Raw genomic sequence first — 14,896 nt, 5'->3', positions numbered from 1 at the left:
TTCAAAAAAACCGCGCGACTAACACAGGCACGCAAACAACAAGACAAGGCATCGTTCCATGAATTGGATTACCGTATTATTTGCAACCACCCTGATTCTTAACCTAGTCATCGAGCTGTGGCTCAACATCAAAAACCAGTTCCACATCGGTACCCACCGCAACCAAGTGCCGGAAGACTTCCAAAGTGTTGTCACCGAAGAAGCACACCACAAAGCCGCCGATTACAGCCGCGCCAAACTGCAACTCTCACGATTCGTCTTATTTTTCGACGCCGCCGTCTTATTGTTCATGACGCTCGGCGGCGGCTTTCAAGAAATTTACAATTACTGGCTGGCGACGGATCTATCACCCATCTGGCGTGATGTCGGTTTCTTGTTGTCTACCTTCTGGTTTTTGTCGCTACTGCACCTTCCGTTCGCCATCATCTCCACCTTTAAAATCGAAGAGGCTTTCGGCTTTAATAAAATGACCGTCGGCAAATTCATTTCCGACCTTGTCAAACAATGGTTGCTCGGCTTAATCATCGGCCTGCCATTGGCCTGGGCGGTGCTGTCGATTATGAATGCCTATTTCGACCAGGCCTGGTGGTTTTATACCTGGGTGCTTTGGGTGGCGTTCAACCTGCTGTTACTTTGGGCTTACCCGAAATGGATCGCGCCGATTTTCAACAAGTTCACCCCGTTGGAAGACGGCGAAATGAAACAGCGCATTGAAGCCCTGCTGGAGCGCACCGGATTCGAGTCAAACGGCATTTTCGTCATGGACGGTTCCTCGCGTTCCGGTCACGGCAACGCATATTTTACCGGTTTTGGCAAAAACAAACGCATTGTGTTTTTCGACACCCTACTGGAGTCCTTAACACCGGAAGAAGTCGAAGCGGTACTGGCACATGAGCTGGGGCATTTCAAGCACGGCCACATCAAAAAACGCATGATCGAATCCTTTGCCTTGAGCTTTGCCGGCTTGTTCGTTCTGGGCTGGCTGACGCAATTACCGGCGTTTTACCAAGGCTTGGGCATGACTTCGGAAACGCCAGCCGCCGCGTTATTGCTGTTTATGACCGCCATCCCGGTGATGTTCTTTTTCTTCGGGCCGATTGCCGCCTTCAAAAGCCGCAAGCACGAATTTGAAGCCGATGCCTTCGCATCACAAACCACCGGTTCGGCCCCGTTGATTTCCGCGCTGCTGAAAATGTATCGCGACAATGCCAGCAGCCTGACCCCGGATCCGACTTATTCAGCGTATCACGACAGTCATCCGCCGGCTAAAATCCGCATTGACCACTTAAAGTCGCTTGAAAAATAAAGCGCTAGTCCCTATTGAAAGCGATCAAGCGCAACGTTATTAACGAGATCAAACACAGGAACCGTAATTTATGACACACGAATTGCCACTAAAAGACCAATCCTGCACCGACATCGAAAAAGGCAGCAAGCCATTGATTATCCCCACTATTGAGAGCTACCTCTCACAAATGCCGGGCTGGGATGTGCCGTTGGATTACCTGACGCTCACCAAGACCTTCTCCTTCAAAAACTACCACCAAACCGTGGCGTTTGTGAACGCCGTCACCTGGGTGGCGCACAAAGAAGATCATCATCCGGAAGTGTGCTTTGGGTATAATCAATGCAAAATCACTCTGACCACCCACAATATCAAAGGACTGAGTCAAAACGATTTTATTCTGGCCGCCAAAATCGACGCTTTGCTGGCTTAACCCCCCTTAACCAAAGAAACCTTCGTGGCGAAACGCAAACTCAACCAACAACAACAGCGCCGGGTGAAGCAAAAGCAACATCAGGAGCGCACCGCCACGGAAACGGTCGGCGATTCCCAACTGGGTGAAAAACGACCAGGCCTGGTCATTACCAACTTCGGCAAACGTCTGCTGGTGGAGTCCGAAGACGGCCAACTCCACAACTGCGCCGTACGCCAACACCTGGGCAAGCTGGTGGCCGGCGACACCGTCACCTGGCAGGCCGACATTGAACCCAACACCGGCGTGGTCGTCGCGGCCGACCCACGCCATCAGGAACTCAGTCGCCCCGGTTTTCGCGGTCAAAAGCGCATGGTGGCCGCCAATATCGACCTCTTAGGCATTGTCGCCCCCATCGAACCGGGCGTTCACCCGGACATGATCGACCGTTACCTGGTCACCGCCCATCAAATGCACTTGCCGGTGCTGATTCTGATTAATAAAATCGACTTGATGGCGTCCGATGAACACTGGGAAGCCATTGCCGAACTCTTACTTCCCTATGACGAATTGGGGCTGGATATTCTGCCGGTATCGGCTGAAAGCGGGGATGGCATCGAGGCATTAAGAACCTTGCTAACCGGCAAAAACAGTGTCTTTGTCGGCCCGTCCGGTGCGGGAAAATCGTCACTCATTAAAGCCCTGATTCCCGACATCGACATCAAAACCAGCGCCCTGTCGGAATCCACCGGACTGGGCAAACACACCACCACCAACAGCATTTTGTACCATCTACCGGAGGAAGCCGACGTCAACCCGGGGCACGCCGGAAACATCATCGACTCGCCCGGCGTGCGTCAATTCAGCCCGATGCCATGCGAATTGCACGAGCTGGAAGCCGCTTACCCGGATTTCGCGCCCTTTCTAGGCCAGTGCAAATTCAATAATTGCACCCATACCACCGAACCCAACTGTGCGATTCGCCAAGCGGTTGAAGACGGCGAACTGCACTATTCCCGCTACCAAAGCTTCCAGCGGTTACGTGAAGAGTTCGCTAACGAACCCCACTGAACGACCGGATCAAACACACCCATTGATTTCATCCCAAAAGCATCTTATCCATCGTTAAAAGATTTTATTCTTCTTGATATTGAAAATTACTCTCATTTTCTTTAATATTGTTACCAATCTTAGTGACTAACGTATTAAGAATGGAATCGCAACATGGTCGAACTGGATAAAGTCTGCATTAATTTGGGTCAGCAAGCCTTGTTCAAGGAGTTCACCCTATCGTTTGCCGCCGGCGAAATCATCGGGCTATTGGGCCCGAGCGGTTGCGGCAAGACGACCCTATTGCGCTCTATTGCCGGTTTCACGCCAATCCAATCCGGCGTCATCACCGTCAACGACCGTTGTCTGGCGTGCGATGGCCAATCCTTGCCACCGGAAAAACGTAATATCAGCATGGTGTTCCAGGATCATGCCCTCTTTCCACACCTGACGGTTGCGGAAAACATCGCCTTCGGTCTGCGCGGTCAATCCAAAACCGAACAACGTCGTCGTGTCGACGAACTCTTGACCATGATTCACTTGAACGACTTGGCAAACCGTTACCCGCACGAAATCTCCGGCGGTCAACAACAGCGCGTGGCCTTGGCTCGCGCCTTGGCACCGAAGCCGGCATTGGTATTATTGGACGAACCTTTCTCCAACCTGGATCCGGCCTTGCGCCACCGTTTGGCGGAAGAAACCCGCCAGTGGTTGAAGCAGGAAAACACTCCGGCGTTATTGGTCACCCATGACGAGACCGATGCGCAAACCCTCTGCGACCACTACGGCACACTGACCGCATCCAAAATCCAATTCGCCAATCCCACGGCGGCCTAAACGCCGCCGAGAAAACCGATACTTATACCAGGAGCGCCTTGTGAAAAAACGTTCATTGAAACACGCTTTCGCCACCACTTTATTCTCCATTGCCAGCCTGGCAATGCTCGGCACCTCTCAACTAGCCTATGCCGATGACGAACTGGTGGTGTATTCTTCTCGAAAAGAGCACTTGATCAAGCCGCTGTTCGACCAGTTCACAAAGGAAACCGGCATTCCGGTGACCTTACAAACCGGTAAAGCCAACGCCTTGATTGAGCGCTTGAAAGCCGAAGGCGAGCGCACCCAAGCGGACATTTTCATGACCGTTGACGCCGGCAACCTGTGGTATGCCGCCCAACAAGGGTTATTCCAACCCATGAACGTCGATCGAATTCAAGCAAAAATCCCGGCTCACCTGAGAGACCCGGACAATCTATGGACCGGTCTATCGGTGCGCGCCAGAACCATCGTGTATCACTCCGAACGCGTTCAGCCCTCCGAACTGTCAAGCTACGAAGCTCTGGCAAACAACGCCTGGCACGGAAAGCTGTGCCTTCGCACGTCGAAAAAGGTGTATAACAAATCGCTGGTAGCGGCGATGATCGACCACGACGGCGCGACCAAAACCGAACAAGTTCTTACCGGCTGGGTAAGCAACCTTGCCGCGAAGCCACAGGCTAAAGACTCGCAAGTATTGAAGGCCATTGAAGCCGGTCAATGCGATGTCGGCATCGTCAACACTTACTACTACGGCCGCATGCAAGACAAGAACCCGCAAACAAAAATCAAACTGTTCTGGGCCAACCAAAACAGTTACGGCACACACATCAACGTCTCCGGAGCCGGCATTCTAAAGCACGCCCAACACCGAGAAGCCGCTCAAAAACTGTTGAACTGGCTAACCTCCGACACGGCGCAAAAACAATTCGGCGGTGCCAACAAAGAATACCCGGCCAACCCGAAAATCCCGCTGGATCCGCAAGTCGCCAGCTGGGGCAGCTTTAAAGCCGACGACCTCAACCTGGCGATTGTCGGCAAACGCCAGGCCGAAGCCGTCAAACTGATGCAGAAAGCCAATTATAAATAACCGGACAACCGTAACCGTTCTCCTAAGACATTCAGCCCTTTTTAAAAGGGCTTTTTTTTGTAAAACGCCCAGGCCTGCTTTTGAAGATGTCATCACCACGGTGACCCGATTACCTGAAAATCATAGGATTCCAAGCTGTAACGGATTAAAATAACGACTTTCGGCACGGATGCCGGTAACCGGATGGCCTAACACTCCATGACAAACACCAGACAACGATGAAAAGGTCGGCTTTGAAACCCTTTACCCTGTTTTCCAAACTGGCACTCTGGGCGTTGATACTGCTCATTTCCCTGCCCATACTGAGCCTGGGCTTTTCCTGGCACCGTATTGACAGCGGGCTCTGGCAACACCTGTCGGACAACCTGCTACTCGAGCTGCTTGGAAACACTTTCCAATTATTGTTGGGCGTGGCCATCGGCACTGGCGTGCTTGGCATCAGTCTCGCCTGGCTGGTGACCCGGTGTGAATTTCCCGGGCGCCGCTGGTTTGAGTGGCTACTCTTCCTGCCGTTCGCCGTGCCCGCTTACGTGCTGGCGTTTGTGTTTTTAGGAGTGTTCGACTACGCCGGTCCGGTACAATCCTTTTTCCGTGACACGCTCAATATGCAAGGTGGTCTCGACATCCGCGAAGGCGTCTGGGGCGTAGCCTTCATCATGAGTTTGGTGTTCTATCCCTATGTCTATCTGTTGACCCGAAGCGCCTTTCTGGCTCAACCGCCCAACTACACCGAAGCGGCCCGCAGCCTTGGTGACTCCCCGTTTCGCGCCTTTTGGCGTGTTTCACTGCCGCTGGCACGCCCCGCCGTCATTGCCGGGTTGTCGCTCGCACTGATGGAAGTCCTAGCCGACTTTGGCACCGTCGCCATTTTCAACTACGACACCTTCACCACAGCGATCTACTCCAGTTGGGTGGATTATCGCTCATTGGAAACCGCCGCTCAGTTGTCAACGCTGCTCCTCATCATTGCCGCGACGCTGATTGCATTGGAACACTACCAACGCGGCAAACGTGCGTTTCACAGTGGTTTGCCAAGGCAGCAAACCCGCTACCGCCTGCAGGGTGTCAAAGCCATTGCAACCTGGGGTTACCTGTCGGGTGTTCTATTGCTCGCCTTCGGCTTACCGCTAATACAACTCTCCCTGTGGGCCTACCAATCCTTTAGCGGTTGGGACCCTCGCCTCAGCGAATGGATCGGAAACAGTTTAATCCTGGCAGTCTTCTCCGCGTTGCTGACGGTGTTGATTGCCCTGATTCTCAATGCCGTTATTCACAACCATCCGTTGAGCCGCCTGCAAACTTTCGGCATCCGCTTCACAACATTAGGCTACGCTTTGCCCGGTTCAGTACTGGCCGTTGGCGTCATGTTGTTCCTGTTTGAAGTGGACGGCCTACTCGATGGTGGTTTATGGTTCAGCAGCGGCCTGTTTGCACTGGTCATCGCCTATATGGTGCGTTTTATGGCTGTGGCCTTCGGCCCGGTGGAGAGCAGTTTCAAAACCATCAAACCGTCCATCAGCGAAGCGGCACGGAACCTAGGAGCTTCTCCGCTTGAATTGTTCAAACGTATCTACTGGCCTTTACTGACCCCAGGCCTATTAACAGCATTGTTTTTGGTGACGCTGGACATTCTCAAAGAGTTACCGGCCACCTATCTATTGCGCCCGTTCGGATGGGACACTTTGGCGGTGCGGACTTTTGAACTCAGTACGGAAGGTTTATATGAAGCGGCCGCGTTACCGGCCTTGGTATTGATGGGCATCGGCCTGGCAGGCCTGGTCATTATTGAAGTATTGCGAGCGCGGGCCGAAAAGCGCCGCCCCATATCACACTAAAGACAATTGACGTCACTGGTTGGACACAAACCACACGGAAATCATATAGAAAAATGCCGTGCCGCCCAGAATCGTAACCACCCAGAACAGAAACACCCACCCAAGGTGAAACGGCTTACCGGCCAGCTTCAATAAGTACCAACTGGCAATCGTCAATACAATAATGAACAACCAGACTTTTATAATCATATCGGACGTCTCCGCTTTGCTTTCAATGGTATAAGGTTATACCATAATCGGAGTTTTAATCGTCCGTTTTCCACCGAATCAGGCGATGCTGAAGTTGAAAAAGTCGCCGTTCATAAAAGCTTAAACAAACCTTCATCCATACTTTCTCAACACTTGTCAAAAAAACGCCAACAAGGCTCCATACATTGGCGCTCTTTCAAGCTTCCTTCAGGTTTTAGGCTTGACTAATGTTATGAATTCGTTTGTAATTGCACCCAGGGTAAAACCCGACTTTTTTTATCGTGCTTAGGAGAGTACAAAAATGAAAAAATTACTACTTGCATTATCTGCAACTTCTTTGATTGCTTTCGGTTCTGCTGCCAACGCAGCAGGTGACGCTACAGCTGGTCAAGCCGCTTACTCTACTTGTGTAGGTTGTCACGGTGCAGCTGGTGAAGGTGGTGTTGGACCAAAACTAGCTGGTCAACCTGCCGCTGACATCGTTGCTAAACTACACAAATACAAAGCCGGTGAGCAAGTTGGTCCAATGACTTCCATGATGGCGCCAATGGCAGCGGGTCTTTCTGACGCTGACATTGAAAACATCGCGGCTTACGTCCAAACACTTTAATTAGCCTCGCTACTTAAAGTCGAAAAAGCCGCTTCCATGCGGCTTTTTTTGTTTGTGCATTTTGCACGACCGACCTGACCGGCATCCCGTCTTTCTTGACCTGACTGCCGGAATCGTTTTTAATAAGCGCATCCAAAAACAATCAAAGCGAGTTAAAGCTATGAAAAAACTATTTTTAATCGCCTTCTCCAGCGGCCTATTGTTCAGCCAAGCAGCGTTTGCCGCCGACATGCCGGCTAAAGCGAAAACCTGTGTCGGCTGTCACGGTGTCGATGGAAACAGCGTTGTCCCAAATTTTCCGAAATTGGCCGGACAACACGCCCAGTACCTTGAAAAGGCGCTGAAGGACTTTAGAGATGGTTTCCGCAAGGACGCGACCATGCAAGCTTTCGCGAAAAACCTGAGCGACAAGGAAATCAAAGAACTGGCGGACTACTACGCTTCTCAAAAAGCCAAGTAAGCCATTCTCGACGGTTTCCGCCTCCCGTTCTTCTCTCCTTATAACTCGGGCAGAAACCGGCAAACACCGGTCGCTTGCAAAAAGCGACTGGACACAAAACGATAACACACTGAAATTGTTTGAGTTCTCTCTACAATTTAAACCAAATCTTTTATAATTTCTCTTTTGAATGTAAGGCTTTGAAAACCCGATGAGCAACAAATCCAAATCTCTTGCCAAAGATAAGATCAAAATCCTTCTACTGGAAGGCCCACACCAAACCGCCACTGACGTATTCAATGAAAACGGCTACTACAACATCGAATACCACAAGGGGTCTCTCTCCGGTGACGAATTGAAAGCCAAAATCGCCGACGTCCACTTCATCGGTATCCGCTCCCGCACCAACTTGACGGCCGATGTTCTGGACGCCGCCAAGAAGCTGGTCGGCATCGGCTGCTTCTGTATCGGTACCAACCAGGTGGATTTGCGCGCCGCCATGATGAAAGGCATTCCGGTTTTCAACGCGCCTTTCTCCAATACCCGCTCGGTTGCCGAATTGGTATTGGGCGAACTTTTGTTGCTGTCACGAGACATTCCGGCGAAAAACGCCAAGGTTCACCGTGGTGAATGGGACAAATCCGCCGCCGGTTCGGTGGAAGTCCGTGGTAAAACCCTGGGCATCATCGGATACGGTCACATCGGTACGCAATTGAGCATCATGGCGGAAAGCATCGGGATGCGTGTCAACTTCTACGACATCGAAACCAAACTGCCTTTGAGCAATGCGCGCCAAGTGAAATCACTGGATGACCTGCTACAGATGTCGGACGTCATCTCACTGCACGTTCCGGAAACCGATGAAACCAAGAACATGATGGGCGAAGCCGAGTTTGCCAAAATGAAAAAAGGCGCGATTTTCATCAACGCGGCTCGCGGTACCGTTGTCGATATCGACGCTTTGGCCGACGCCATCAAATCCGGTCACCTGGCCGGTGCCGCCATTGACGTTTTCCCACAGGAACCGAAATCCAACAACGAAGAATTCGTCTCCCCTTTGCGAGGCCTCGACAATGTGATTCTGACGCCGCACATCGGCGGCAGCACGGAAGAAGCCCAGGAAAATATCGGCCAGGAAGTGGCCACCAAATTGGTTCGTTACTCCGACACCGGCACCACGTTATCGGCGAAGAACTTCCCGGAAGTCTCCTTGCCGGAACACAAAAACCGCAGCCGCTTGTTGCATATTCACCGAAACCAGCCGGGCATCATGACGCAAATCAACGAATCGTTCGGCCAGCACAACATCAACATCGCGGCGCAATACTTGCAGACCAATTCCGAAATTGGTTACGTGGTCATCGATTTGGATTCCAAAGACCGTGAAACCGGCCTGAAGGAACTGAAAGCCATTGATGGCACCATCCGTACTCGCGTGATCCACGGTTAAATGCCTTGCCTTTCCGGCTTTTCAAAGCGGGAAAGGCACTCCAACCTTCCGGGGTTCGCCCCACCTCTCAAACGCTAAAAATCCTGCAATATCAAACCGAATCCATTAAAATAACCGCCTCCTAACGATTCTTTTCCCGTTTTTTGCAAGGTTATTTCATGATTTCGACTGATGCTTCCGTTTTTGAAATTTTTCCCGAAGAATTCATCTATCCAACGGATACCGATGCCCTTCGTCAACGCATCCAAACCGCCTTGCACAAAAAGCAACCCATCACCATGCGCGCCGGCGGAACATCCTTGGGCGGCCAAGCCATCGGTTCCGGTTTATTGGTGGATATTTCCAAACACCTGACCCGCATTTTGGATTACCGCCCGGAGCTGAAAGAAGTCGACGTCGAACCCGGCGTCATTCAGGATGACCTGAATGCCTTCGTCAAGCAGGATAACCTGCGTTTTGCACCGGACACCTCCACCTCAAATCGCGCCATGATCGGCGGCATGATCGGCAACAACTCTTGCGGTTCCTATTCGGTGTATTACGGCACCACCCGCGATCACGTCAAAGCGGTGGAAATGATTCTCGCCGACGGATCACAGGTACGTTTCGACGATCTAAGTGCCGAACAACTGCACGACAAACTGAACCTGCAATCGCTGGAAGGCGAAATTTACCGCACGGTCATCGACCTGCTGGAAAAGCATGGTCCGGAAATCGTCGAACACTTCCCCGACCCGTCGATTGTGCGCCGCACCACTGGCTATGCCTTGGACGTGCTTTACACCGATTATCAGCCCTTCAATCCGGACGGCAAACCGTTCAACCTAACACCGTTGATTTGCGGCAGTGAAGGCACCTTAGGCGTGATCACTCAGGCCACCTTGAACCTGGTGGATTTGCCGACGCACCGCCAACTGTTTTGCGCCCATTTCGATTCGGTGTCCACCGCCATGAAAGCCGTACCGGAATACCTGCAATACGACCCGGCCGCAATTGAAATCATCGACAAAGCCACCCTGGACGGCACCAAAAACAATGTCGAACAAACCCACAACCGTTTCTGGGTGAAAGAAGACCCCGAGGCAGTTCTGGTGGTGGAATTGTTTGATGAAGACGCCGACCGCTTACAGGAACGCCTAAAAAGTGGCCAGGCCTGGATGCTGACGCAAGGCGCCTATGCCTGCCCGATTATCGAACCGCAAGACAGCGGCAAAGTCTGGAACCTGCGCAAAGCCGGCCTAGGCCTTTTGATGGGGAAACCGACGCGCCAGAAAGCCGTTGCGGTGATTGAAGATGCCGCCATCCCCGTCAGAGCCTTACCGGATTTTTATCAAGATACCCAACAGTTGATGAGTGAACTGGGCATCGGCTGCGTCTACTACGGTCACGCCTCGGTCGGCTTGATTCACGTCCGCCCGGAGATGGACCTGGCCACCGAAGCAGGTCGTCGTACCTTCCAGACGGTTGCGGAACGCAGTTCACAACTGGTTAAAAAATACCGCGGTGCGATTTCCGGCGAACACGGCGACGGCCGTATTCGCGCGCCCTTCATCAAAGAACAGGTCGGCGAAGCGGTCTACAGCTATCTGGTGCAACTCAAGCGTGCATTTGATCCGGAAAACCTGTTCAATCCGGGCGTGATTATCGGCGATGCACCGGTTACCGCCAACTTGCGCGCCGACCGCCAACCCAAACAATTGCTCAACCCGGGTTACGATTGGTCAAAAGACCTGTCGTTGATGGATGCCGTGGAAAAATGTAACGGAGCCGGCGCTTGCCGTAAATCTGCTGGCAGCGGTACCATGTGTCCGTCTTACCAGGCAACTCGTGAAGAAAATTATTCAACACGCGGTCGCAGCAACTTATTGCGCCACGCCCTGACCGAGCCAAGCCCGGTCAAAGCCTTGAACCAGGACGAGTTACAAGACGCCCTATCCTTGTGCCTGGGCTGTAAAGCCTGTAAAACCGAATGCCCGGCGAGTGTCGACATGGCGCGTTTGAAATCGGAAGTGCTGTATCAAATCAATCGCTTTTCCTTGAGCAAACTGTCGATTAAATTCTACGGTGAACTCATGCGTCTGGGCGCGATTTTCCCGGCCATCTACAATTGGACGCAAAACTTGTCCCTGGTGAAAAAAGTCATGGGCGTTGATGTACGCCGCACCCTGCCGAAGCTGGAAAAACAGTCGTTGTCCGCTTGGTGGAAACAACACTCGAAAATCCCCCCTGAAGTGCCGCAAAACACCCATCACACCATTTGGGTGTTGGCGGACCTATACATCCAGTACCAGGAACCCAAAATCGGCCAGGCTGCCATCCAAACGCTTCAAAAGCTGGGTTTTGATGTCAAACCGGTGTTTTTAAAATCATCCCCGCGTGCGTTGCTGAGCCAAGGCCTGCTCAAGGAAGCCAAACAGGCATTGACCGGCATCCAGCAACAATTAAAGGACGTGGCCGAATCCGATTACATTGTCGGCATCGAACCGTCGGACACCCTCGTTTGGCGCGACGAAGCGAAAGACTTGATTGCCCAAAACGACCAGGCCTGGGCGTTTTCGTCGGTGTTATTGTTTGAGGAATTGATGCTGAAACTCCACGCGCAAATGGACTTGAACCTCGGACCGGTCCCCCGCACCGCCTGGCTACACGTGCATTGCCATCAAAAATCCCTGGCACAAGCTCAGGAAGCCGTGAAAGCCTTGAACCTGATTCCAGAGCTGCAGATTCAATACATCAACTCCGGTTGTTGCGGCATGTCTGGGGAATTCGGTTATAAGAATTACGACGTCTCGTTAAAAATCGCCAATCAAACGTTATTGCCGACCTTGGAAAAATCGCAAGACGATGATTTGGTGATTGCCACCGGCACCAGCTGTCGCCACCAGTTGGAAGACTTCGCGGAGAAACACGCGTTGCACCCGGCGGAAATCTTCCATCAAGCGGTGTGCAACCGACCCTAAACGCAAAAACCCGCAAAGGCGGGTTTTTTATTCGACCATCTCAGCGAACAACTGAGCCGGTTTGACGTTCCATCCCCAGCTAATGGGTCCGGCGTTTCTGCTGTGGCTTTTTTTCTTTTTACGTTTCAGGTAAGCATTCTCCGCCTGAGATTCCGACTTGCCGCGACGATGCGTGAAATTGGATTTACGATTTTCATAAGGATTCGCCGTCACTTTGTATTCAATCATCACCGGTGTGCCCACCCATTTAAACGCTTTACGGAACACGTTCATCAAATACTTGGTGTAGGCCTGAGGCAGCTTATCCACCTGCGTACCGTGGATAATGACACGAGGCGGATTCAGCCCGCCCAAATGCGCATAACGCAACTTCACGCGACGCCCACCAATCAATGGCGGCTGATGGTCTAACACCGCTTGCGTCAACACGCGGTTCAAGTCCGAAGTGGAGACCTGCTTCATGGCGGCCCGATAAACGGCGCCAATGGTTTTGAACAGGTCGCCGACACCCGTGCCATGTAACGCGGAAATCAAATGCTTTTTGGCATAGTCGACGAAATGCAGTTTGTATTCCAATTCGTGTTTGATTTTATCGCGCTGTTCTTGCGACAGGTTATCCCATTTATTGATGGCGAGAATCAAACCGCGCCCCGACTCCAGAGCCAGCCCCAATAGCGTCAAGTCCTGGTCGGTAATGCCTTCAGAACCGTCAATGACCAACACCACCACATTGGAAGACTCCATGGCTTCAATGGCTTTGACGATACTGAACTTTTCGATTTTTTCTTTGATGTTCTTACGACGACGCACCCCGGCGGTGTCGATTAAGGTATAGAGCTGTCCGGCCCGTTCAAAGGGAACATAAATGCTGTCACGCGTGGTGCCCGGCATATCGAACGCCACTACACGCTCTTCGCCGATCATGCGATTGATGAGCGTGGACTTGCCCACATTCGGGCGTCCGATCACCGCGACACGAATGCCGGGATGTTTGTCCAAATCCAGCTCGTCTTCGTCTTCTTCATCACGGCCGACTTCGGCCAAAACGGCTTCCATCACTTCATTCACGTTATCGCCATGCGCGGACGAAATCACAAAAGGGTCGCCCAAGCCCATCTGATAAAAGTCGCTGGCCATCATGGTTTTATCATGGCCTTCGGCTTTGTTCACCAGCAGATAAACCGGCTTATCGAAATGGCGGATGTATCCGGCAATGGTCTCGTCGGCGGGAATAAGTCCCGAACGACCGTCCACCAGAAACAGAACCGCATCCGCCTCGGAAATCGCCATCTGAACCTGACCGGCCATCAACGGATCGACGCCTTCCTGCTCGCCGCTCAGACCACCTGTGTCCACGACAATATAGGGCTGGCCGCCCACTCGACCTGTGCCGTATTGACGATCTCGAGTCAAGCCCGGATAATCGGCCACAATGGCATCACGCGACCGCGTCAAACGGTTGAATAGGGTCGATTTTCCGACATTCGGGCGCCCAACCAGCGCAATGACCGTTTTGCTCACGGTGTATCCTTTTGTTCGATGATGCCCAGTGGGTCTTCCGGATGATTGAACTCATACCAGTCGGAAGGTTGAATGGTGTAGGCGGTATTGAAGCCGTCGTTATCCTGAACGTAAATCCGCTTTCCAGCCACGTTCACTCGGACAATACGGTCACTGGTGCCGTATTCGCTGCCCACTTCGACACGCGCGACTGCCGTGCCGTCGATTTTGTCAATCCAATGAATGTAACCGAGGTCGTCGGCCAATAAAATCTGGTTCGTGCCATAGAAAACCGGATCGGCCAACTGACGATATTTAAAACGATCCTGCTTCCACAACTGCGTGCCGTTCACATAGTCAATCGCATAGACGATGTCGTCCTCATCCACGATGTAAAGCGCCTGTTGGTCAATCAAAAAATCACGGAAACCGGAAATGTCTTTGGCCCAATACAAATTGCCGTTTTCCGGATTCAACGCCACCAACTTACCTTGATAGCCCAGAACGAACAGACGCCCGCCTTTCATAATCAAAGCCGCTTGAATGTCGACCATACGCTCCAAGTCGGTCCGGCCTTTCGGAATGATCACCTGCACCTGCCAGCGCCGCTCGCCGGTCGCCGCATCCAAAGCCTCGACTTTGCCGCTTTCCCACCCGACGTACAAAGTGCCCTCGTCGTAGGTAACGGGCGCGATGCCGCGCAGTGACAAGTTCGGCAATTGGTGTTCGACCACCCAGTTAATTTTGCCGGACGTGGCATTGACGGAATACAATTTCCCGTCCACCGTGCGGACATAGGCTTGCCCCTCCACAACGATGGCACGGCTCAAAACTTCGCTCGAAACCGGCGTTTGCCAAACGATGTGTCCGTCTTTCTGCGACAACGCCATCACATGCGCCTTGGAAGTGCCGATAATCAATAAATCGTCATAAAGCGTCGGCCCCGACACCACCGGTTCGTTCAGTTTCTTCTGCCAAACGACCTGATCGGTCCACCGCCCTTGCGGTTGAGTTAAAGCCTTGGTGATGTTTCCGGACGGCACACCGAAATAAATCGTGTCTTCCCCCTTGGCGAAATACAGACCTTCACTGTCGGAATATTTGAATCCGTCCACCTGAAGCTGCCAATCCTTATGCGCTTGATAAGGCGAAGACATTTCAATCAAAGGGGCCGGAACCCGAACCACCTTCGGTGAGGAGCATGCCACCAATTGGGTCGCCAGCACAGCGGCCACCCCCAGCTTTAACCAATCCATTCTC

13 protein-coding genes are annotated in these 14,896 nt (G+C 52.3%); 10 read left to right on the top strand and 3 right to left on the bottom strand.

What is annotated here, in order from left to right:
- Positions 1-58 precede the first annotated feature (58 nt).
- From EPV75_RS03825 to EPV75_RS03800, 6 genes are all read left to right on the top strand, one after another.
- Positions 59-1,306, top strand: coding sequence for a M48 family metallopeptidase (locus EPV75_RS03825; protein WP_128384517.1), 1,248 nt, complete (start codon positions 59-61; stop codon positions 1,304-1,306).
- A gap of 70 nt (positions 1,307-1,376) precedes the next feature.
- Entirely contained in the window at positions 1,377-1,718 is a 342-nt protein-coding gene (locus EPV75_RS03820; RefSeq protein ID WP_029939922.1) for a 4a-hydroxytetrahydrobiopterin dehydratase, read from the top strand.
- 24 nt (positions 1,719-1,742) lie between these two features.
- The gene (gene rsgA / locus EPV75_RS03815) at positions 1,743-2,768 is read left to right on the top strand and encodes a ribosome small subunit-dependent GTPase A (RefSeq protein ID WP_029939921.1); all 1,026 of its coding nucleotides are present in this window, start codon (positions 1,743-1,745) and stop codon (positions 2,766-2,768) included.
- Positions 2,769-2,921: 153 nt separating this feature from the next.
- Positions 2,922-3,584 (top strand): ABC transporter ATP-binding protein, encoded by a 663-nt coding sequence (locus EPV75_RS03810; RefSeq protein ID WP_051673559.1) that lies wholly within the window; start codon positions 2,922-2,924, stop codon positions 3,582-3,584.
- A gap of 40 nt (positions 3,585-3,624) precedes the next feature.
- Positions 3,625-4,653, top strand: a complete 1,029-nt coding sequence (locus EPV75_RS03805; protein WP_225972386.1) for an extracellular solute-binding protein — start codon at positions 3,625-3,627, stop codon at positions 4,651-4,653.
- Between the two features lie 218 nt (positions 4,654-4,871).
- Entirely contained in the window at positions 4,872-6,488 is a 1,617-nt protein-coding gene (locus EPV75_RS03800) for an ABC transporter permease (RefSeq protein ID WP_128384516.1), read from the top strand.
- Positions 6,489-6,500: 12 nt separating this feature from the next.
- On the opposite strand, the gene EPV75_RS12215 is transcribed toward EPV75_RS03800, so the two are convergent.
- Entirely contained in the window at positions 6,501-6,677 is a 177-nt protein-coding gene (locus tag EPV75_RS12215) for a hypothetical protein (RefSeq protein WP_164730764.1), read from the bottom strand.
- 301 nt (positions 6,678-6,978) lie between these two features.
- Here EPV75_RS12215 and EPV75_RS03795 point away from each other — a divergent pair, with 301 nt between their 5' ends.
- From EPV75_RS03795 to EPV75_RS03780, 4 genes are all read left to right on the top strand, one after another.
- Positions 6,979-7,287: a c-type cytochrome gene (locus tag EPV75_RS03795; protein ID WP_029939917.1), complete on the top strand. Its 309-nt coding sequence runs from the start codon at positions 6,979-6,981 to the stop codon at positions 7,285-7,287.
- A 160-nt stretch (positions 7,288-7,447) separates the two neighbouring features.
- On the top strand, positions 7,448-7,747 hold the full coding sequence (locus tag EPV75_RS03790) for a c-type cytochrome (protein WP_029939916.1): 300 nt from the start codon (positions 7,448-7,450) through the stop codon (positions 7,745-7,747).
- Positions 7,748-7,937: 190 nt separating this feature from the next.
- Positions 7,938-9,176, top strand: a complete 1,239-nt coding sequence (gene serA / locus EPV75_RS03785; protein ID WP_029939915.1) for a phosphoglycerate dehydrogenase — start codon at positions 7,938-7,940, stop codon at positions 9,174-9,176.
- Positions 9,177-9,334: 158 nt separating this feature from the next.
- A complete protein-coding gene (locus tag EPV75_RS03780) occupies positions 9,335-12,136 on the top strand; it encodes an FAD-binding and (Fe-S)-binding domain-containing protein (RefSeq protein WP_128384515.1) in 2,802 nt (933 codons plus the stop codon).
- Between the two features lie 27 nt (positions 12,137-12,163).
- Here EPV75_RS03780 and der read toward each other — a convergent pair whose 3' ends face one another.
- Entirely contained in the window at positions 12,164-13,657 is a 1,494-nt protein-coding gene (gene der, locus EPV75_RS03775) for a ribosome biogenesis GTPase Der (protein ID WP_128384514.1), read from the bottom strand.
- The gene (bamB, locus tag EPV75_RS03770; protein ID WP_029939912.1) at positions 13,654-14,892 is read right to left on the bottom strand and encodes an outer membrane protein assembly factor BamB; all 1,239 of its coding nucleotides are present in this window, start codon (positions 14,890-14,892) and stop codon (positions 13,654-13,656) included. Before bamB ends, der begins: the two co-directional genes overlap by 4 nt.
- Between the last annotated feature and the right edge of the window lie 4 nt (positions 14,893-14,896).

This window comes from Hydrogenovibrio thermophilus (assembly GCF_004028275.1).
Taxonomy (GTDB): Bacteria; Pseudomonadota; Gammaproteobacteria; order Thiomicrospirales; family Thiomicrospiraceae; genus Hydrogenovibrio; species Hydrogenovibrio thermophilus.
Note: the sequence above shows the minus strand (reverse complement) of the source record. Positions and strands in the feature narration are given on the sequence as shown.